Genomic DNA, 18,128 nt, shown 5'->3' with positions numbered 1-18,128 from the left:
ATCAGAGGGCGGCGGCCTGGTGCCACAGCGCGTCCAGCGCCGCCGCGTCGTAGCCGATCGCCGCGCCGAGCCGGGCCACCATCGGGTGGCCGCGCTCGAACGCCGTCGCGCCCGACAGCAGCATCCGGGCGGCGAAGCGCTCCGCCGCCGGCAGGGCCGACACCGCCGCCTCGATCGCCGCCGGAAGCCGGCCGGTCATCACCGCCGCCAGCGCCTCGTCGGCCGTGATCGCGCCGGCCTGCGCCAGCGCCTGGAAGAACTGCCGATCCGAGATCGCCGGCAGCGCCTGCGCCGCCGCCTCGCGCGCGGCGAGCTGCGCCACGAGGCCGTCGCGCTCCGCCGCCAGGGCGTCGCGCTCGCGCCGCAGCGCTGCCGCCTCGGCCGCGGCGGCGTCCCGCCCGGCGAGCGCCGCCGCGTCGATCCCCGCCAGCACCGCCGAGAGCGGGAACCCCGCGGCCTCGGCCTGCACCGGCGTCAGCGCCCCGCTCGCCACGAACTGCGCCTCCGCGGCCCCCGGCGGGGTGACGTGCTGGCCGATGACGACGTGCCAGGCCGGCGCCTCGGCCGAGCCCGCCGGCCGGCCGCGATACAGGAACTCGTACAGGTAGGGTTCACCCATGGGGACCTCACGCCGCGACCGGGCTGTCATCCGACAGCCGGCGCCAGTTGCCGTTGGAGTAGTAGGCGACCACGCCCGTCCCGGAGCCCGAGCCCTCGCCCACCTTGCGGCCGTTCGAGACGTGCACCACGCTGCCGAACACGCCGGCCGGCAGCGTCGAGACGATGTAGGTTCCGAGCTTGAGCGTCCCGCCGATCGCGGCCGACCCGGCCACGTCGAGGAGCGCGCCGGGATTGGTCGTCCCGATCCCGACATTGCCGTTAGGCAGCAGGCACGCCGCCGTCACCGTTCCGGCTTGCAGGGAGAGCGCCAGCGGGTTGCCGTTGCCGTCGCGCGAGGCGGCCACGAACGGCGTGTTCCCGTTGGCCCCGGACCCGAGCACGATCCCGCCCCAGGCCGCGTTATTGCCGATCCCGAAATACGCCGCCGCCGCGGTCACGCCGCCGAGCCGGGCGCCGGCGCCCCCGCCCACGTCGAGGGCGACTTGCGGATTGGCGGTGCCGATCCCCACCAGGCCGCGGCTCGTCACCCGCATCCGCTCGAGCAGCGCCGCGCCGCTCGCGCCGACCGGGCGCGTCATCACCACCAGGTCGCCCTGCAACTCCGATCCGGTCGCGTTGCCCAACCGCCCCTGGACCATCGCCATCGGCCCGTAGTTCTGGAGCTGCGCGATCCCGAACGCGATGCTACCGCCGGCCTCGAACGCGTTGCCGCCGGCATTCACCCGGAGGTCGCCGAAGACGCCGCCGTTGGTGACGGTCATGCCCGCGAAGGTCGGGCTGACGGCGGTGCTGCCGGTGGTGAGGATCGTGCCCGGCGCGGAGGCCGACAGGACGTGATCGACGAACCCGCCATCCGAAGGCCGGGTGGACCGGATCAGAAGGTCGTTGCCGCCCCCGACATTGATCGAGCTGAACAGCGTCTTGCGGCGATACGAGTTCGCGGGCGCCTGCTGGGTCTCGAACGACACCGTGCCGTCGAACGAGCCGGTCACCACGTTGAGGCCCGCGAAGGTCGGGATGTTGCCGAGCCCGACCCCGATCGCCGTCGCGCCCTGCCCGGGCGAGCCGGTGAGGACGCTGCGGCCGGAGCCGCTGGCATCCAGGATATCGGCCGCGGCCGGGCCGGTCACCGCCTTGCCGGAGGCGCGGGCATAGTCGACCACCCGCCAGGTGCCCGCCGCATCCGACACCGCCACCGCCGTATCGCCGGCGGCGGTCACCAGGTTGGCCCCGCCCGGCAGCGCCAGGCTCGCGGCGTTGTGGGTGAGGGTCGCCGCATCGGTGAAGCGCAGGAGCCGCACCCGGTTGGGGGCGGTGCCGAAACTCGTCACCGTGCCCGAGCCGGTGAGCACGACCCGCAGCGCCCCGAGCCCGCCGAGGTCGACCGTGCCGGCGATCGGCGCCGAGGCCTCGGCCGCGGCGAAGTCGAGACCGCCGGTGTTCCGGTCGACCCGCAAGGCCTCGCGCCAAGTGCCGCCGTCGCCCGAGACCTTCACCCTCAGGTCGTCGTCGCCGGTCAAGCCCAGCTCCGCCCGGCCGGAGAAGCCGGACTGGAACAGCAGCGACAGCACGTTGCCGGCCGCTTGCTTGTTGAGGGTGGTGCGCAGGTCCCCGCTCCCGCCCTCGCCCGTGGTCAGCGCGGTCCACAGCGCCTTGTTCAGCTTGGCGGCGAAGGGGTTGCCGGCATCCGCGGTGGTGCCGATGCCGAGGCGCGTCAGGTTCTGGAGCACCGTCAGGGTGGAGCGGAACGAGGCCCAGGCCATACCTGTATAGGTGTACAGGTCCGCCTCGTCCGCCACGAAGGCGAGCCAGCCGGGGCGCGGCGGGAAGGACCGCCACGCCCCGTCCTGGTAGCGCACCACTCGGGCCCCCCAGCCCGCCCACGCCCCCGTGGGGGCGGCGCCGGCGATCAGGTAGCGGTCGCCCTCCGCCGGGTTCGCCGGGGGCGCCGTCAGGTCCTTGTCGAGGACCGCGAGTTGCACCAGCGTATCGAGGCCGACCAGCGCCTCGTTGTGGGTGACGTGCTTTTGCGCCTGCGCCGCCGCCATCAGCGGCAGGGACAGGTTGGCGGTGATGGCGTCAGGCATACAGGGTCGCCCTCAGGGCCGCGCCGCGGCCGTAGGTTGCCGAGACTTGGTGGATGGCGACGGACAGGCTGGTGACCGGCCCGCCGAAATCCGCCGCCTGATGGGCGGCGGTGTAGGTGAGCGCGGGCGTCCCGACCTCGAACGTGCGCAGCACCGCGGCGCCCGCGCCCGGGCCCGCCAGCACGTCGAGGCTGTAGGCCTCGGTTTCCTCGGCGAGCGGCACCTCGAGCTGTTCCCACGGGTCGCCGTCGATCCGGGTGCGCCGGATCCACGACAGCCGAAGGTCGCCCGAGGCCGCCCGCACCAGCCGGCCTTGCGCCGGCGGGTAGGGCCGCAAGCCCACGCCCCGGAACGCCAGGGTCGCGCCGGTGAAGCTCGGATCGTCCTGAGGCCGGCCGAGCGGTCCCCAGCGCCAGGCGAGCGGCACCGTGCGGGCCGACAGCGGCATTCCCGACTGCACCAGGGCGTCCGTCAGCACCACGAACGGGGCGCCGATCGGCGTCGGGCTGCCGAGGGCGAAGTCCGTCCCGAGCTGGCCGCGAAGCAGCGTGGCGAGCCGGTAGCGGCCGGGCGCCAGCAGGGTCGCTTGCGCCCATTGCAGCACCTCCCATTCCCCGGACGGGGTGAGCAGCGCCGCCACGTTGGCCCCGTTGAGCACGTCGACCTCGGGGGCGGACGCCAGCTCGACCCCGCGCGGCACCTCGAGATAGACGCTGTTTACCCGGTCCCACCGCCCGCAGGGGCCGGGATAGAGGTCCGCCGTCAGCCGCCCGACGATCGACCGGGCGCCCACCACGGCATCCTCCTGGAACGCCCCGCCGGCGGTCGAGCGCAGGACCGCGACGGGCGACCACGGCGCCGTGTAGGCGGCGAGGTAGGGGGCGTGGGGCACCGCGTCCGGCCGCAGGAGCGGGAGGTCGAGGAACCGGAACAACGCCACCCCCACGGTCGGCGGCGGCTCGGCCGGCCGCGGCGTCGCGGTGCCGTCCCGGTAGGCGTAGACGGCGAGGTCGGTGCGGATCGCGCTCGCCGGCCGGCCCAGCTCGAGGCCGAGCCGGGTGAGCCGGTAATCGGTGCCGCCCCCGGCGAGCGACAGGGTGACGACATCGCCGGCATCGAGCGCCAGGCAGGACGGCGGCAGGGTCGCCCCGAGCTGTTCGCGCTCGACCACGCCCTGATAGAGCAGCGCTTGCGCGATGCCCCGGGCCGCCCCCTCGTCCAGGCAGAGCGGCACGCTCACCCGCTGCACCGCGTTGGCCCGGCCGTTCACGCGGCGCGCCTCGACCGACGCGGATTGGTAGCCGCGCTGCGGATCGATGTAGGTGAGCGCCACCACACCCGGCAGGGCCGTTTCTTCGCCCCGTGTGCGCCGGTAGTCCCCGCCGGTGCCGCCCCGGGCCACCAGGTCATCGGCCGTCAGGGTGGCCGCCGGCGCCCGGGCGAACGGCGCGAAGACCAGCCGCCCGGCCGACTCCGCCGCGTCGAAGAAGAAGCACGCCCGCAGCGGGTCGAGGGAGGCCCGCGGCGTCTGAACCTCCGCGATGGCGTAGCCCTCCACCAAGCCATAGAGCCCGCCGACATCGATCGGCACCCCGAGCCCGCCGCACAGCTCGGCCACCACGTCGGCGATCGGCGTGAGCCCGAGCCGGCCGTTGATCCAATGGCCGAGCCGGTAGTTCGGCCCGTCGCTCCACACCGCCGCCTGTCGCGGGAAGTCCGGGTAGGGCCGGGCGTCCCAGGTCCAGACGAACAGCCGCTCGGGATCGACCATCCGCCCGCCATAGACGGCCGAGACCGGGTTGCCCGCCGTCCCCTGCCAGTACGCGAGCGTCGCTTCGAGGTAGGCCCGCTGCGCGGCGAGGTCGCGCCGGCCGTTCGAGTAGTACGGCAGGAAGCTTTCCGACGACTTCGGGTCGACGAAGACGTTGGGTTGGTTCACGCCCTTGTCGACCGCCGGGCAGCCCACTTCGATGAAGCGCACCGGCTTGCCTTGCGGCACCCACGCGGTCGCCTGCGCCTGGCGCACCCCGCCCGGCCGGTGGCGGTGCGGGTTCGCCCACCAGCCGCGCAGATCCTTGAGGCGGAACACCCAGTGCTCGCCGTAAGCCGTATCGGCGATCGGCGCCCGGGCCTGCGCGTCGCGATCGGCCGGCGTCGGATAGTACCAGTCGAACAGCTCGCCGGCCGCGACGTTGCCGGTGAGATAGGCCGGATCGTAGGGCGAGGGTACGCCCGATGTGAAAGTGCCGCCCTTGGCGTCGAGGTGGTCGAACCCGTCCCGCCAATCGGCGAGCGGCATGTAGTTGTCGATGCCGACGAAATCGATATTGGCATTCGACCACAGCGGGTCGAGATGGAAATACACGTCGCCCGAGCCGTCCGCCGGCCGATGCGAGGCGTATTCCGTCCAGTCGGCCGAATAGCCGAGCTTCGTTCCGCTTCCCAGGATCGACCGGGCGTCGGCCGCCAGGCCGATGAGCTGCGCCACCGCCGGGAAGGTCGAGGCGCTGGAGCGAACGGTGGTGAGCCCGATCATCTCGGACCCGATCAGGAAGGTATCCACCCCGCCGGCGGCCTCGGCCAGCCGGGCGCAGTGCAGGATGAAGCGCCGGAACGAGAACTCGGCCCGGGCGCTGGTGACCGTCTTGCCGTTCCACGCCAGGTCCGCCGGCGCCACGCTGCCGAAGAACGCCGCGACCTGATCGGCCGCCGCCGCGGTCTTGTCCGGGCTGCCGGGCCGGCCGGGCGCCGGATGACAGGTCACCCGCCCGCGCCACGGGAAGGCGGCCTGCTCCGCCGCCCCGTAGGGATCGGGCAGGCCGTTGCCGGGGGCGATGTCCATCATCACGAACAGGTAGAGCGTGACCGCGTAGCCCCGCCCCTTGAGCGCCTGGATCAGCTGCACCACCGACAGGTCGGAGGGCGCCCCGCCCAGCATCGGCGCCCCGCCGGCATCCCGGCTGACGAGGCCCGCGCTCGCCCGGTCGACCCCGCCGGCGAGCCATTCCGGGGTGGTGGTCTTGTTCGCCGTCTCGACCTTCGGGACGATGCGGCAGGCGCCCAGCCGCAGATCCGTGCCCTGCCAGGCGACCACGAGCGAGACGTGCCGGCAGCGCGGCGCCTCGACGGCGAGCTGGTCGAGGGCCTTCAGCGCGTCGACCCCGCCCGACACCGTGTTCTGTCCCGCGATCCCGCCGAAGGTCGAGGCGTTGACCGGCACGGTGGCGTAGGTGAATTCCCCCATGCTGGGGATCATCGTCACCGCCGTCACCAGGTCCTCGAGCGCCGGCCGGCCGGAGGCGTCGGGCGCGCGGCGGATCACCTCGGCGGTGAGAACCGGCACCCGGTTGCCGAAGCCCGCCAGGGGCAAGTCCTCGAACACGATGTAGGCCAGGCCCCGATAGGCCGGGGCGTTGTCGGCGCCCTCAATGGCGGCAATCTTCGGGTCCGGGCCCTGCGCCTCGTCGCCGAGATAGACCCGGGCGCCGTAGGCGGCGAGCGCGATCGGCTTGCCGTCCGCGTAGACCTGGCCCACGGCGACGATCGGACCTTCGCACAAGGCAATCGCGACGCTGACGCTGTACGAATACGTCACGTTGAACTGCTTTTGACCCCCGCCGCCCTTGCCGCCGGCGGACTTCACCTTTTCGACCTTCTGGACTTCCTTGATCTTGGTCGCCCAGATGATCTGCCCGCCGACGCGGACCCGGCCGAACACGCGCGAGATGGCCGCCCCTTCGGTCGAGGCGGTGACGTGCAGATCCGCCAGCCGCGGCCCGATGTTGATCTGCGGCTTGGGGCGGGAGCCGAACATGGCGCGGTCGAGGGCGCTGCCGCCGGCGGCGCCCAGCGCCTGGCCGATGGCGCCGCCGATCGGGCCGCCGAGGGCGGAGCCGGCCGCCTGGCCGACCGCCGAGAGGACGAGCGTGCTCATGGTGGGGGCTCCGGCGGGATTGCGGGCGGGATCGCGGGGAACCGGAAGGCGTAGGCGATGCGCCGGGACCAGGCCGGCGGGATCCAGGTTTCCACCACCGCGTGGCCGTCATAGGCGTGGATCATCTGCGCCGGGCCGGTGAGGATGGCGCAGTGCTTGGCCGGCAGCCCGTCCCGCCAGCGAAACAGCAGCACGTCGCCGGGCTCGGCCGCGTCGGGCGCGAGGACCGCCAGGTGGCGGGCGGCGGCCTCCCGCAGCGTCTCCCGCCCCCGGTCCTCGGCCCAGCTCGGGGAGTAGGGCGGCGGCACCTCCGGCTCGGCGCCGTAGGCCTCGGCGTAGACGCCCCGCAGCAGGCCGAGGCAGTCGCAGCCCGCGCCCCGGACGCTGGCCTGGTGGTGGTAGGGCGTGCCGAGCCAGGTGCGGGCCAGCGCGACGATGCGCGCCCGCGTCTCAGCCGAGGCGGCCTCCGTCATTGTCTGCCCCCTGCACGGCGTAGGCCACGGCGTAGTCGTTGCCCGGAAGGTCCGGGAAGCCGCGGAAGTTGAGGACGTTGGCGAACTTGTCCCGGCAGCTCGCCAGGGACTTGTCGCAGCCGGCGACGACCTGGAACGTGTCGCCGGGCGCGATCGGGGCCGGCATCGGCTCCCACAGGTCGAGGCTGGCGAGCCCGCCGGCGAGGCCGTGCGCCCGCACCTCGACCGCGGCGCCGGCATTGGCGCCGGAGGTCCAGACCAGCCGGCCGGCCTCGAACCACCGCGAGACGTAGCCGGAGAGGCCGGAGGCCGTGACGCTGCGGGCGCTCCTCACCGTCGCGACCGTGCCGCCGCCGCGGATCGCGGCGGCCGCGGCGTCGACCCCGCAGCGGGCGTCCCCCAGCAGCGCGTCGCAGGAGCGCTGGTAGACCCGGCCGCGGGGCTGGTTGAGCCGATCGGCGAGGCCGCGCACCTCCGCCGTAAAAGCGGTGGGCCCGCGCGAAACCTCGCCCACGGTGCCCGAGAGGATCAGCACCCGATCGTCCGGGTTCGCCCAATCGACCCGCCACACCGCGACCGCGGCGCCGTCGAACAGGCCCCGCGCCAGCTCGCTTTCGGCCAGGCGCCCGCTCGTGAGGGCACCGACGATTTCCAGGTTGTCGGCCGAGAGGCCGGTGCCTTGCTCGACCGCCGTGCCGGTGGCGCCGCTCTCGGCCGAACAGGTCACGCCGTCGACCACCAGGTCCTCGTCATGATCGGTGAAGCCGAGGCGCAGGCCGTCGGTGCGGGTGACGATCCAGCACTGGCACAGGGTGGTGACCCCGCTCGCGAGGCTTGCGGCGAGGGAGGGAGAGAGGATCTTCATGGGGGCTACCGGCGGATCTCGATGACCGGGATGTCGGCGACGAGGCCGGCGCGCAGGGCCTGGTGGTCGATCTCGATGCGGTCGGTGGCAAAGCGCACCGGCACGTCGAAGAGAAAACCCGCGGTGACGATCGCGCCCGCGGCGGGCGCCGCTTTCAGGGTGACGAGGCCGGTGGCGGCGTCGAGGGTGAAGGCGGCGGCCCCGAGCGCGACGCCGCCGACTGCGATCGCGACCGATCCGGCGACCGGCTTGGTGATCGGTCGGGCATAGGGGGCGAAGGCGGCGCCGTAGGTCTTGGCGAGGGGAAACAGCCGGGTGGTGCCGTCGCCGGTGCCGAGGCGCTGGTCGGTGGGGGCGGGGGTCTGACCGGGAGCAGCGGAGCTGTGGTCGAAGGTGTCGCGCCAGCGAAAGCCGTAGAGGGGGCCGCGACGCTCCTCGAAGAAGGCGAGGAGCGCCGCGACGTCCTCGGCCGAGCGCAGGGCGGGCCCGGCATTGTAGCGGCGGCGGGAGTGGCGCCAGAGGCTGTTTCTCTCCTCGTCGCCGGAGCCGAGGGTCACGATCTCGGTGCGCCGCTCCGGGCCGCCGCGGGAGCCGTAGGACAGGGCGAGGGGAAAGCGCACCTCGTGGAAGGGGCTGGACATGGCGCGCGGCCTCCTGAGGGTGACGGGGCCCTGTTCTCATAGACCCCGGAGGCCGCGCTGCACCGCCCGGGCGAGCGCGGCGCTGACCTGCGCCTCCGAGCGGTGGAAGCTCGGGGCGTCCGCGGTGGCGATCGAGACCGAGACCTGAACGGTCGGGGCGGTAGGCGACGGCGCGACGCCGTGGGACGCCGGCAGGATGCGGCCGGGCTGGAGCGGCACGAAGGTCTCGCGGCCGCTCTCGCCCACCGTGTAGGCGACGCCCGGGGTGACCGGGCCGCCGGCGGCGCGGCCGGTCGGGTTCTGGGTCAGGCCGAGCGAACCGAGGGCGTCGCCGATCAGGTCGGCCCCCGGGCTGCCGCGGCCGAACAGGCCATCGAAGGCGCGGTCGAGGCCCCGGCTCGCCAGCGTGGTGGCGAGCCGCGCGACGACCGTCGTCAGGCGCTCGCCGTGCAGGATCGCGCCCTTGAAGCTGTCGGCGAGCGCGGAGCCGAGCTCCCGCGACGCCGACTGGGCGGCGCGCTGCGCGGCCTCGGCCCGCTCGACCTGCGCGGTCGCGGCGCCGTAGGCCTCCGCCACCCGGTCGATCTCCGCGCGAAGCGCCGGCGTCACCGCGAGGTCGGCCTTCTTGGCGGCTTCCAGCAGGCGGAACGCCGCCTCGGCCCTGGCCGCGGCGCCTTCCTCCCGGCCGACGGAATCCGCCTCGATCTTGAGGAGACCGGTCCGGCGGGTGAGGCGGGCGACCTCGTCGCGGAAGGCATCGTCGCCTTCCTCCGCCGCCGGCCGGGCAGGCCTCGTCCGAGCCGGTGCCCGGACGGGGGCGGGTGTCGGCGCGGGGCCTTGCGGTACAGGCTCGGGACTTTGCGCGAGGCTACCGCGGGGCGCCACTTCGCTGATCGCGAAGGCGTCGGCGATGCGGGCGCGGATCGCCGCGCCCTCCCCCGACGCCGCCTTCACCCGCCGGCCGAGATCGGCGACGAGGTCGGCGGCGGCCGGGATTTTCTGCGCGATGTCCCCGACCGCGCCCGCCACCGCGGCGAACCCCGCCACCGCCTCCCGGGAGGCGGAGCCGGCCTCGCCGAGGCGCGCGGCGAGGCCCCCGACCGCGTCGTCGACCCGTCGCAGGGCGGCGCCGTCGCCCGCAGTCGCCGGCAGGGCGCTCGCCTGCTCCATCGCGCGCTGGATCCGTCCCAGGCTCTCCGGCGCCGCCATCCGGGCGAGCTCGTCGCGCAGCGAGGCGCCGGCCCGGGCCATCGCGGCCGCGATCCGGCCGGACCCGGCCTCGACGGCGTGCTCGGCTTCCGCCATCGCCCGCTCGGCGACCGGCCCGGCGCGAGAGATCTCCCGCTCGTAGGCCGCGACGTTGGCCTCCAGCGAGACCACCAGGCGCTCGATCTCGGTCGTCATGCGGAGCCCTCGTCGGATGCGTCCCGGATCCAGGCCCAGAGCGCGTCCTCTTCCTGCGGTGTCGGGGCGTCCGCCGCGTCCGGGTCGCGGGCGCGGTTGAAGCCGTCGATGTAGGCGGCGAGCTGCCACAGGCTCATCGCCCGCAGGTCGGCGGCGGGCAGTCCCATGGCCGCCGCCGCGCCGTAGAAGGCCGCGAAGGCGATCCGCCCCTCGGGGCCGGCGGCGGCGGCTGGACGGCCGACCGGCTCGTCCTCGGCCCCCTCCAGCGCCGCCGCCAGCACAAGGGCGGCCTTGGCGATGAGCGCGATGCAGGGCAGCCCGTCGAGGCGGCGGGCGATGGCGTGGGCTCGCGGCACCGGGACGCCGCCGCCGATCAGGCCGAGGCGCAGGACGTCGCGCACGTCCCGGAACCGGTAGGACAATCCGGCATGGAGGCGCTGCAGGAGGGCCGCCGGGCCGAGGCCCGTCGCTTCCTGCAGCGCCTCCAGGTCGCCGATGGCGAGGCGGAAGCGGTGGGTGGTGCCATCGAGGTCGAGGTCGACATGGCCGTCGCGGCTCATCGGCGCCTCACGCCGCGGCCGTGAAGGCGACCGCCCCGGTCGATTGCAGCGCCACCGAGACGCTGCAGCGCTCGCCCCGGACGGCGCCGACCTCGAAGCTCGTAAGGTGAAACAGTCCCTCCCAGGCGCCGCCGCCCTCCGCGCCGGTGCCGCTCACCTCGACCCGGGCCTTGACCGGCGCGTCGGATTCGTAGGCCGCGCGCCAGCGGACGAGGCTCTGGCGCGCCATCACGCCCTTGCCGGAGACCGCGACCGACTTCGACACCGCGAACCGGTCGACGAAGGGCGCGGCGTCCTCGTTGGCGCAGTCGGGCACGACCGAACTGTTGGTCTCCTTGGTGAACTGCGCTGCGCGCTCGGTGAGGCCGCAGGGCGCCTCGAAGGTGCCGGCCTTCGCGAGGCTCTCGAGCTTCACGGCGATGGCCGAGAAAGGCAGAGTGGTGGGCTGGGCCATGAGGAGTTCGCTCCCGAATGAGTGGGTCAAGTCGTCTCGGCGGCGACCGCCCCGAAGCGGGCGACACCGTGCCAGGAGCCGGGCCCGAGGGGCTCCGGCAGGACGAGGCTGCGCTCGTGGGACAGCCACAGGAGTTCGCCGCGGGGCAGCGCCAGGTCCGCCTCGTCGAGGGCGGCCGCGACGGCGGCGAGCAGGTCCTGCACGGGGCCGAGGCTCCGGGCGCCGCGCAGGAAGGCGTGGACGGTCAGGCGGCAGGTGCAGCCGCGCCAGCCTTGCGCCTCGTAGGGGCCGACCTCCGGCGGATCGACGCGCAGGAACGGCCATTCCTCCCGGGCCCCGGCCACCTCGCGCACCCGGTCGCCGACCAGGGCACGGAGGGCCGGATCGGCGAGGAGGCGCTCATGCACCGCCCGGAGCAGCCCGGGCGAGAGATCGAGGCCGGCCATCAGCCCGGCTCCGCAAGGCGCGCCACCGCCGGGCCGATCACCGGGCGCGGCATCCGCGTCGCGGTGCCGAATTCCCGCGCGACCAGCCCCTTGGCCTCGACCGCGACGGCGGCGCCCGTCGGGGTCGGTACCGCCTCGGCGCGTCCGTCCGGCAATTCCGCGGCGATGTCGGCCGCGAGCGCGGCGGCGGCCTCCGCCGCGCGTCGCCGCGCGGCCTCCCCGCCGGCCCGGGCCAGCCGCGCGAGGCGCGCCTGGAGCGGGCCGGTCTCGGCTCTCTGCGTCACAACGGTCTCCCCTGGATGAGGGCGTGGCTGCCGGTGGGGTCGGTCTCCACCGCGACGATGCGGTGGCGGATTCCCGCCAGGGTGATCTCGTCGTCGGGGTTCGGGGCGGCCCCCGGCGTCAGCACGACCGCCCGCACCAGGCGGCCCGGCAGGCCGGGCTCCTCGCCCGCCTCCCGGACGCTCTCGATCCGGGCTCGGACCGGCTCGTTGGCGAGGCCGGCCCGGTGCAGGATGGCGGCGTCGAACAGGGGGGCGAGCACCCTCCCGAGATGGCGGCCGAGACCGTCGACGAGTCCCATCACACCACCGCCACGCCGGGGCTGTTGCGGCGCACCACCTCGTGGAAGCGCCGCCCGTAGGAGGTGAGCCCGAGGGTGCCCGGGGCGGCGTCCGGGGCCGGATCCCGGCGCTCGATGTGGAGCGTGCCGGAGCGCAGGGCCTTGAGGTCGAGGGCGCCCGCCCGGGCGAGCTCGGCCTCCGGTCCGCCCTGCCCGTCGAGGGTCAGCGTGTGGGCGGCGTGCAGCATCCGCCCGAGGGCGGCCTCCGCCGCCGGCCATCCCGCCCCGACCCGCGGGGCTGCCTCGGCAAGCGCCCCGGCGACGACGGCGTCGGCGACGCTCGCGAAGGCCGGGAAGCGGGCCCGGAAGGCGTCCGGCGCGATCGCGTCCGCCATCTCACGCCTCCCCGCCGGTGGTCGGACGCTCGCGGCCGCGGCGGCGCTCGGGCCGGAGGTCGGGCCGGGGGTCGGGGCCGGGCTCCGCCGCCTCGATCCGCACCTCCCCGGCCGCCGCCCAGGCGGCGAGGCAGGGGTCGGGCCGGTCGGGAAGCGCGAGGACCGCGCTTTCGCCGGGCACCAGGAGTCGGGGCGCCCGCGCGCCCTTCGGCCAGACCAGCCGAGGGCCGGCGGCGTGGTTCGTCACCCGCATCATGCTCCCTCCCTCCTAGATGCCGTCGAGGTAGCGGCAGGCGGCGGGGCGGCGGATGTCGAGGCCGCCGAGCCGGAAGGCCCCCGGTACCTCGAAGCGCCACGGGCCAGTCTGCCAGGCCGGGAAGAACCGGAACGGCATCGGCAGCCACAGCTTCAGCACGGAAGGGTCGCGGCGATAGGCGACGAGGCGGGCGCTGCCGCCGGTGCCGGCCGTCTCGAGCGCCCGCACGCCGTAGACCGTCAGCTCCTGGCCGGTCTCCAGGGTGTAGACGTTGTGGCGCCGGATCCAGTCGAGCAGGGTGAGCGGGCTGATTCCGTCGAGTCGGCGAAGCCCGATGCCGAGCATCTGCTCGTAGGGCAGCAGCAGGGTGTCGGCCATCTCGACGGTGTTCGATCCGGTGAAGATCCCGATCAGCTGGCCGTTGACGTCGGCGAGGATCTGCTCGGGCGTCTTCCGGGCCCAGGCGGTGCTGCCGTCGGCGCCCGTCGCGGCGGCGCTGCCGACCGTCACGCCCGGGTGGTTGAGAAGCCCGGAGAAACCCTTGGCCGGGTCGCCCATGAGCGCGACCTGGTCGATGAACTCCTCCGAGGCGAGCCGCGCCGCGTCCGCCTTGTCGGCGTCGAGGGTCATGCCCAGCAACTGGGCCTTGCCGAGTTCCTCGAGGTCGTAGCCGTAGCCGATCCCCGCCATGGCGACGGCGGTCTCGTGCTGGCGGCGCGTCAGCTCGACCTTCGGCACGTCGGCGGCGCCGCCGTGGACCCAGGTCGCCTGCCCGACCCGGTCGACCGAGAAGTAGGTCACGGTCGGCACCCATTCGGGCGCCGCGGTGTCGACCGGGACGAGGCGCGGATAGCGGATCGCCGGGTACTGGGCGCGGTAGACGGTCGGCTCGATGAAGGCCTGCTGGCTGACCAGGAAGGCGAGCGCCCGGGGCGCGTCGGTGACGAGGGTGCGGGTCATGGCTGGCCTCACTTCAGTTCAGGCGCAGGCGGACGAGGCCGCCCGCGGGCGCGGAGGTGTCGAACAGGGCGTTCGGGATCGGGGCGTTGCCGGAGGCGGCGGCGGTGATCGCGCCGGCGGGCGTCACGTAGGCCGAGCCGCCGGCGCTCGCGGCCGAGGCCGTGATCACCCAGACCGCGCCGCGCACCATCACGGGCGCGGTCTCGCCCTTGGCGAAGAGATCGGCGCCGCTCGGGGACGGCCGCGCGTTGCGGTCGGCCAGCACGATGCCGCGGAAGACCGCGCCGGCGGCGGCGATGCTCTCGTCGCGGGCGCCCTGGAAGGCGGCGCGGCCGAAGCCGATTCCCTCCGGGGTCTCGACGGTGCGGCTCAGGATCGTCGCGGGATTCTGATCGGCGGCCATGCCCTCGTAGGCGGCGGCCGGGCGGGTGGGATAGCTGGTCTGGACGGGGGGCATCAGCGGGCTCCTGCGGGCTTCCAGACGTTGCGGAGGGTCTCGACCATGGCGGCGTGGGCCGCTTCTTGGGTGAGCGGGGCTTGCGTCGGGGCGTCGGGGCGCTGGCGCAGGGCGTCGCGCAGCGGATCCGGAGCGTGGGGGGCGGAGGCGTGGCGCGGTCCGGCGGCGATCACCCGGAAGGCGCCCTCGATCGCGGCGGCGCCCATGCCGCTGGCTTCCGCCTCGCCGAGGGCCCGGGCGACGGCGGCGCGCCGGATCGCGTCGGCATTGAGGCCGGCGGGCTCGAAGGCGTCGCCGAGGATGCGGCGGGCCTGCGCCACCAGGGCGCCGCGCTCGGCCGCGAGCGCGTCGAGGGCGGCGATGTCCGGCACCCGGGCGCGGAGCGCCGCGACCTCGCCGTCGCGCTGGGCCAGGGCGGTCTCGGCGGCCTGCGCCCTTCCCTCGGCCTCGGCGAGGCGCCGGGCGAGGTCCGAATCGCCGATCCGGCACTCCGGGCCGGCGCGGCCCTGGGCCACGATGGCGACGTGGTCGACGACGACCATCGTCTGGCGGGCGTCGTAGGGGCTGCCGTCCGGGGCGGTGCCGGGGGTCCAGTTGAGGTCGCAGGTATACCCGACCGAGACCTCGCGCCGCCCGCCCTGCACCGCCGCGATGGCGGCGGAATCGGCGAGCAGCATCGGGATGCGGACGAACTCCCCGTCGCGCACCACCTCGTCGCCGACATGGCCCCGGGCGACGCCGCGCCAGGTCCGCGGCGTCACCGCCTCGGGCGGATGATCGAGGGTGACGGGCTTGTGGCCGAAGCTGCGCAGGGATTCGGGCCGAAAGATCTCGTCGGGGTCGCGGTAGATGCGCACCTGCGCAAGGTCCGGCCGGGCGACCTCGTCGCCGCGATAGACCTGGACGTTGCCGGCCCGCGCCGCGCGGGCCTGCACTACCAGGGCACCGTTGCCGAGCGGGCGGGCGCCCGCGATCTCGGCCGCGGGGCCGAGGCTGAGTCGGTCGAAGATGTGCATGGGGGATGTCTCGTGGTGGGAGGTGGGGAAGCCTCGCTCCCGATCGGGCTCGTGGGGTCACAGGCCGGGTCGCGCGCATCTCTCCTTTCCCCGCGGGCGGGGAGAGGGCAGCGCCACCGTTCAGGTGACGCGGCGAGGCGGCAGCCGAGGGTGAGGGGGTGTTTCCGGGGGAGCCTCAGGCGTCGAGCCCCCCTCAACCCCGCTTCGGCTTCGCCTTCGCTTGCTGCAGACCCGACAAGGGGTCCGCAGCCCTCTCCCCGCCCGCGGGACGAGGAGAGAAGCCGCGCCTTTCTCGGGGATGTGACAGTGTCGGTCCGCTCGGGAGTGGGTTGGAAACCCGGCTCAGCCCGCCGGCCGTCCGTAGGCCGCGGCGATGCCGGGGAAGAGGTCGGCGGCGGAAAGCCAGCCCTCGACGCCGCGGGCGAGGACGTCCGTCGGCACCACGCCCTCGCGGGCGAGCATCGCGGCGGTCTCGGCCTTGAGGCGGCCGACCTCCGCCTTCTCGCGCTCGCTCGCCTGGGCGAGAGGCCGCCAGGCGTAGCGCAGGGCGGGCTCGTCGCGGCCGAGCGCGTCGCGGATCAGCAGCCGGTCGAGGCGGGCGATGGCGGGGGTGAGCTCGACGGTCTGACGGGCCGCGACGTGGTCGTGGTAGTTGCGGGTGTCCGATTCGCCCGTGGCGTTGAGGCCCGCTGGCGACTGCCCGAGCAGCCGCGTCACCGGGATGTCGGCGGCGCCCGCCGCGACCTGAAGGAAGAGGCGGGCCACCTCCGGCAGGCCGGAGAAGTCGAGCTGCTTCTGCTGGTAGCGCTCGCCCTCCGGCGAGCGGCCGTCGCCTTCGAGCAGCAGCATCCCGAACAGGCCCTTCATCCGGGCCGCGTAGGCGAAGCGCTCGGTGACGAGGCGGGTGCCGTCCTCCGTCGAGAGGGCTTGCGACAGGCCCGGCACCGAGATCACGTCCTGCTTGGCCTCGGGCAGCATCGCGGCGATGTGGGCGGCCGCCGCCGTCGCCTGGTCGATCGCCTCGAGCAGCGCCTGGAGCACGCTGTCGCCCCAGCCGTCACCGACCGCATCGTCCGGCAGGGCGGCGCCGAGGAAGCGCACGACGCGTGAGGGATGGACCGCCTGCCCGCCGGCGACCGTGTAACCCCTCGGCTCGCCGAACCACGCCGAGAGCGGATCGCGCTCGACCGGGCCGGGCTGGATCGCGGTGCGGGGCAGGACGTGGAGGTAGCGCAATCCCCCCTGCCCGATCGTCTCGGGATCGAGCGCCCGGGCCGGATCGGGCGCGCCGTCGCCGATCAGGAGCGCGGCACCGCCGTGCAGGCGCGCGAGCCGCAGGGCCTGGAGCAGGCGCTCGCGCAGGGCGAGGCGCGCCTCGCTGGCGGCAAGAGCCGCCGCGACCTCGGGCGGCGCCTGCCAGGCACGCCACTCGCGCAGCATGTCGAAGGGCACGATGTCGACGACCTTGCGGGCGAGCCAGTTGTCCCGGTAGGCGGCGTCGAGCTCGGCCCGGGCGCGAGGCACGTGGACGTGCAGGTTGCCGGTGCTCTTGTCCCGCGGCCCGCCGAGGCCGGAGACGAGGTTGGCGAGGCGGTCGGCGAGCCACATCACAGGACTCCGAGCAGGCCGTATCCCGGCCGGGCCAGCGCCGAGAAGGCGCGCGAGAGGGCGTCGACCTGGTCGAGGAAGGCGCCGTTGGGAAACGTGCAGAGCTCGTCGAGGAAGGCCTCGTTCCAGGGCCCGGCGACGAGGTGGAAGTTGCCGGCCTCGGCCTGGGCCGAGACCGGCGCGGCGCGGGTCGCCTTGTCGCCGCTCTCCGGGCTCGCCCGCGCGTCGTAGCCGGCAAGCCGCCCGACGAGGTACTGCGCCTGCGCCTTGCCGGCCTGGCCCGGGTCCTGCGGCAGCGAGATCCGGCAGGCCGGGCCGTCCTCGGCGGCGGTGGCGAGGATCAGCCGCTCGACGCCGCCGGCCGAGAGCCGGTCGCGGCGGACATCGAGGACGTAGAGCCGCCCGTCGGGGCTGCGCCCGAGCTTGACGCCCGCGGTGTAGTCCGGCTGGCGCCCAGGCCTCGGCACGCTCGCCGCGAGGTCCCAGGCCCGCACTTCGGTGCAGCCGGCCGGGACCGCCCGCACGAGGGTGAACCAGCCGCGCTTGAACAACCCGCCGTCCCGGGGGGCCGGGCGCTGCTGGTACTGGCCGGCCGCCGCGTAGGCGCCCATCGTCGCCGTGTCGCGCTCCACCACGTGTTTGGGAAAGCGAGCCGGAAACAGCAGCTCGCCCGGCTCGCGGCGCGGGTCGGAAAAGCCGATCCGGGTGGCGCAAGCGCGCTCCGGCTCGAACTCCATCGGCAGCATCAGGTGATCGTAGCCGAGGTTTCTCGCCAGGATCACGCCCGACAGGTCGCGCTCGTGCAGCCTTTGCATGATCACCACGATGGCGGAACGGACGGGGTCGTTGAGGCGGGTCGGCACCGCCTCCAGGAACCACTGGGCCACCGCCTCGCGCACCCGCTCGGAGGCGGCGCCGTCGACCGAGATCGGGTCGTCGAGGATCACCCGGTCGCCGCGCGATCCGGTGATCGAGCCGGCCGAGACCGCCTCGCGCAGGCCGGTCGCCGTGGTCTCGAACCGGCCCTTGCGGTTCTGGTCGCGGGTGAGCCGCACCCGATTCCCCCAGAGGCGCCGGTACCAGGGCGAGGTGATCAGGCGGCGCGTGCGCAGGTTGTCGCGCAATGCCAGCCGCTCGGTGTGCGAAACCGCGACGGTGCGCAACGACGGGCGGTTCTTCGGCCCCCATTCCCAGGCCGGCCAGAACACGCCGGCGAGCAGGCTCTTCATCGTACCGGGCGGCACGTTGATCAGGAGCCGGGTGATCTCGCCGGCGGTCACCGCCTCGAGATGGGCGGAGACCGCGTCGATGTGCCAGCCGTGGATGTAGGGCGCCCCCGGCTCGATCGCCGGCCAGGCCCGGCGCACGAAGCCCGCCAGGCTCTCCTCG

Annotated in this window: 19 protein-coding genes; all 19 read right to left on the bottom strand. The window is 74.7% G+C overall.

All coding sequences use genetic code 11. From position 1 onward, the window contains the following. Nucleotide 1 precedes the first annotated feature (1 nt). Nucleotides 2–619: a hypothetical protein gene (locus tag V3T34_RS00155; RefSeq protein ID WP_305079581.1), complete on the bottom strand. Its 618-nt coding sequence runs from the start codon at nt 617–619 to the stop codon at nt 2–4. A 7-nt stretch (nt 620–626) separates the two neighbouring features. After that, nucleotides 627–2,708 (bottom strand): DUF2793 domain-containing protein, encoded by a 2,082-nt coding sequence (locus tag V3T34_RS00150; RefSeq protein WP_305079580.1) that lies wholly within the window; start codon nt 2,706–2,708, stop codon nt 627–629. Further along, a complete protein-coding gene (locus V3T34_RS00145) occupies nt 2,701–6,642 on the bottom strand; it encodes a baseplate multidomain protein megatron (RefSeq protein ID WP_305079579.1) in 3,942 nt (1,313 codons plus the stop codon). Before V3T34_RS00145 ends, V3T34_RS00150 begins: the two co-directional genes overlap by 8 nt. Continuing rightward, nucleotides 6,639–7,115: an NlpC/P60 family protein gene (locus V3T34_RS00140; RefSeq protein ID WP_305079578.1), complete on the bottom strand. Its 477-nt coding sequence runs from the start codon at nt 7,113–7,115 to the stop codon at nt 6,639–6,641. The genes V3T34_RS00145 and V3T34_RS00140 overlap by 4 nt, the downstream gene beginning before the upstream one ends. Then, nucleotides 7,093–7,980, bottom strand: a complete 888-nt coding sequence (locus V3T34_RS00135) for a DUF2163 domain-containing protein (protein ID WP_305079577.1) — start codon at nt 7,978–7,980, stop codon at nt 7,093–7,095. The genes V3T34_RS00140 and V3T34_RS00135 overlap by 23 nt, the downstream gene beginning before the upstream one ends. A gap of 5 nt (nt 7,981–7,985) precedes the next feature. Further along, the gene (locus tag V3T34_RS00130; RefSeq protein ID WP_305079576.1) at nt 7,986–8,621 is read right to left on the bottom strand and encodes a DUF2460 domain-containing protein; all 636 of its coding nucleotides are present in this window, start codon (nt 8,619–8,621) and stop codon (nt 7,986–7,988) included. A gap of 36 nt (nt 8,622–8,657) precedes the next feature. Next, a complete protein-coding gene (locus V3T34_RS00125) occupies nt 8,658–10,025 on the bottom strand; it encodes a hypothetical protein (protein ID WP_331369075.1) in 1,368 nt (455 codons plus the stop codon). Continuing rightward, the gene (locus tag V3T34_RS00120) at nt 10,022–10,585 is read right to left on the bottom strand and encodes a gene transfer agent family protein (protein ID WP_091891426.1); all 564 of its coding nucleotides are present in this window, start codon (nt 10,583–10,585) and stop codon (nt 10,022–10,024) included. Before V3T34_RS00120 ends, V3T34_RS00125 begins: the two co-directional genes overlap by 4 nt. Nucleotides 10,586–10,592: 7 nt before the next feature. Further along, complete coding sequence (locus V3T34_RS00115; protein ID WP_060848808.1) at nt 10,593–11,039, bottom strand: phage tail tube protein; 447 nt, start codon at nt 11,037–11,039, stop codon at nt 10,593–10,595. 26 nt (nt 11,040–11,065) lie between these two features. Beyond that, nucleotides 11,066–11,485, bottom strand: a complete 420-nt coding sequence (locus V3T34_RS00110) for a DUF3168 domain-containing protein (RefSeq protein WP_305079560.1) — start codon at nt 11,483–11,485, stop codon at nt 11,066–11,068. Further along, complete coding sequence (locus V3T34_RS00105; protein WP_060848810.1) at nt 11,485–11,769, bottom strand: hypothetical protein; 285 nt, start codon at nt 11,767–11,769, stop codon at nt 11,485–11,487. The genes V3T34_RS00110 and V3T34_RS00105 overlap by 1 nt, the downstream gene beginning before the upstream one ends. Further along, complete coding sequence (locus tag V3T34_RS00100) at nt 11,766–12,068, bottom strand: hypothetical protein (protein ID WP_305079559.1); 303 nt, start codon at nt 12,066–12,068, stop codon at nt 11,766–11,768. Before V3T34_RS00100 ends, V3T34_RS00105 begins: the two co-directional genes overlap by 4 nt. After that, complete coding sequence (locus V3T34_RS00095) at nt 12,068–12,442, bottom strand: DUF4054 domain-containing protein (protein ID WP_305079558.1); 375 nt, start codon at nt 12,440–12,442, stop codon at nt 12,068–12,070. The genes V3T34_RS00100 and V3T34_RS00095 overlap by 1 nt, the downstream gene beginning before the upstream one ends. 1 nt (nt 12,443) lies before the next feature. Next, complete coding sequence (locus V3T34_RS00090; RefSeq protein WP_305079557.1) at nt 12,444–12,698, bottom strand: hypothetical protein; 255 nt, start codon at nt 12,696–12,698, stop codon at nt 12,444–12,446. A gap of 12 nt (nt 12,699–12,710) precedes the next feature. After that, on the bottom strand, nt 12,711–13,658 hold the full coding sequence (locus V3T34_RS00085) for a DUF2184 domain-containing protein (RefSeq protein WP_305079556.1): 948 nt from the start codon (nt 13,656–13,658) through the stop codon (nt 12,711–12,713). A 13-nt stretch (nt 13,659–13,671) separates the two neighbouring features. After that, entirely contained in the window at nt 13,672–14,115 is a 444-nt protein-coding gene (locus tag V3T34_RS00080; protein WP_305079555.1) for a structural cement protein Gp24, read from the bottom strand. Further along, on the bottom strand, nt 14,115–15,131 hold the full coding sequence (locus tag V3T34_RS00075) for a DUF2213 domain-containing protein (RefSeq protein ID WP_305079554.1): 1,017 nt from the start codon (nt 15,129–15,131) through the stop codon (nt 14,115–14,117). Before V3T34_RS00075 ends, V3T34_RS00080 begins: the two co-directional genes overlap by 1 nt. A gap of 342 nt (nt 15,132–15,473) precedes the next feature. Next, nucleotides 15,474–16,739 (bottom strand): DUF1073 domain-containing protein, encoded by a 1,266-nt coding sequence (locus V3T34_RS00070; RefSeq protein WP_305079553.1) that lies wholly within the window; start codon nt 16,737–16,739, stop codon nt 15,474–15,476. Further along, nucleotides 16,739–18,106 carry a phage terminase large subunit gene (gene terL / locus V3T34_RS00065; protein WP_305079552.1) on the bottom strand — a complete coding sequence of 456 codons (1,368 nt, stop codon included), beginning with the start codon at nt 18,104–18,106 and terminating at the stop codon, nt 16,739–16,741. The genes V3T34_RS00070 and terL overlap by 1 nt, the downstream gene beginning before the upstream one ends. Nucleotides 18,107–18,128 lie beyond the last annotated feature (22 nt).

The organism is Methylobacterium ajmalii (assembly GCF_036448855.1).
Taxonomy (GTDB): domain Bacteria; phylum Pseudomonadota; class Alphaproteobacteria; order Rhizobiales; family Beijerinckiaceae; genus Methylobacterium; species Methylobacterium ajmalii.
This window is presented reverse-complemented; position numbering and strand designations above follow the sequence as displayed.